Below are 1,672 nucleotides of genomic sequence, written 5' to 3' on the forward strand. Positions count from 1 at the left end.
ACCCACATTCTCCAAGTAAGTCGCTGATTTCGCTGTCGTAATCGTGATATTTCGCATATAAATCATGGCGTTGACGGCTGCGAGGGGCGCGTTTCATGGATCACCTGGAGGGTGCGGGCTTGGCGCGGGGAGATCGGGTTGATTTCGACCGCCGTGTGCGTCTGGAGTTCCGTGGTGCGCAGATCAGTTCAGACGGTGGCCTGCTGGTGATGCGCGAGCTTGATGACGTGCTCGGCCTGTCCAATCTGGCGTCGGAGGCGCTGCGAGACAGCCGCACCGGGAAGAACACGCTCCATCGGCTTGACGGATTGTTCCGGCAATCGGTGTTCGGACGACTGGCCGGATACGAGGATGTGAACGATGCCGACCGCTTGGCCCTCGATCCCGTGATGCGTCAGGTCGTTGGCGGCAGGGCCGTCGAGGCGCAAGCTGCTTCGGCATCGCAGATGGGACGGTTCGAGACCGAGACGCTGGCTCTGGCCGCGAACCGGGCGGCGCTGGCCGATCTGAACGGCCAATGGATCGACCGGTTTCATGACCGCAACGGGTTGAAATACATCGTGCTGGACATGGACAGCTCGGTCAGCCCCACCCACGGCGATCAGGAAGGTGCTGCCTGGAACGGGCATTTCGACTGCACCTGCTATCACCCCATCTTCTTGTTCAACCAGTTTGGCATGCTGGAGCGCTGCGCCCTGCGTAACGGCAATGTCCACAGCGCCGATGGCTGGCGGGATGTCCTTGATCCCGTCATTGCCCGATATGCTGGCCGCGACCTTGGTGGACGCTTCTTCCGGGCCGACGCTGCCTACGCGATCCCCGCGATCTATATGCGGCTGGAAGAAGCCAGGTTCTTCTACGCCATCCGTCTGCCCGCCAACGCCGTCTTGCGCGAGAAGATCGCGCATCGGCTGACACGGCCCGTGGGACGGCCTTCGCTGACCAAGGTCAAACGGTTCTTCGAGGACTTCGAGTATCAGGCGGCGTCCTGGGACAAGCCGCGCCGCGTCATCGCCAAGATCGAATGGCATCCGGGCGAGCTGTTCCCCAAAGTCGGCTTCATCGTCACCAACCTGCCGATGGAGCCAGACTGGGTGGTGAGGTTCTACAACCAGCGCGGCACCGCAGAGCAGCACATCAAGGAAGGCAAATATGCCTTTCGCTGGACGCGGCTGTCATGCCGGAAGTTCCGGCACAACGAGGTGCGGCTGCAACTGCACGCGCTGGCCTACAACCTGGCAACCTTCCTGCGCTGCATCGAACTGCCCGAGGCCATGGCGGACTGGTCGTTGACCAGCCTGCAACTCAAGCTGATCAAGATCGGCGCCCGCGTCGTCCGCCACGCCCGCGCCATTACCTTCCAGTTGGCCGAGGTCGCCGTCACCGGCCCGATGGTGCGGGCCGTCCTTGCCGCCATCCGCCGTCTTCGAACGCCTCCGTCATGCGCATGACCACGATCCATGCCCAAGCTGAACGAAAGCGGCAGGACAGGTCCGTCTGCCGCGCGGGAAAGCGGCTCTGCCGGGCCAGAATGCTGCGGGTTCGAGGCTTGATCCACCCGACTTCGGCCGTTTGCGCGACGACAGACACCGCTCGGGGCGAAGAACGCTTGCCCAGCGAGCAAAATCAGGCGATCTTGAAGTCAAGCGGCAGGCCACTTGGGGAATGTCGG

At 62.8% G+C, this 1,672-nt stretch carries 1 protein-coding gene; it reads left to right on the forward strand.

Going from position 1 to position 1,672, the window contains the following annotated elements; all coding sequences use genetic code 11:
* Positions 1-95 precede the first annotated feature (95 nt).
* Entirely contained in the window at positions 96-1,451 is a 1,356-nt protein-coding gene (locus C0V75_RS22660; RefSeq protein ID WP_012112698.1) for an IS1380-like element ISPme1 family transposase, read from the forward strand.
* The last annotated feature ends 221 nt before the right edge of the window (positions 1,452-1,672 follow it).

The organism is Tabrizicola sp. TH137, assembly GCF_002855575.1.
Taxonomy (GTDB): domain Bacteria; phylum Pseudomonadota; class Alphaproteobacteria; order Rhodobacterales; family Rhodobacteraceae; genus Paragemmobacter.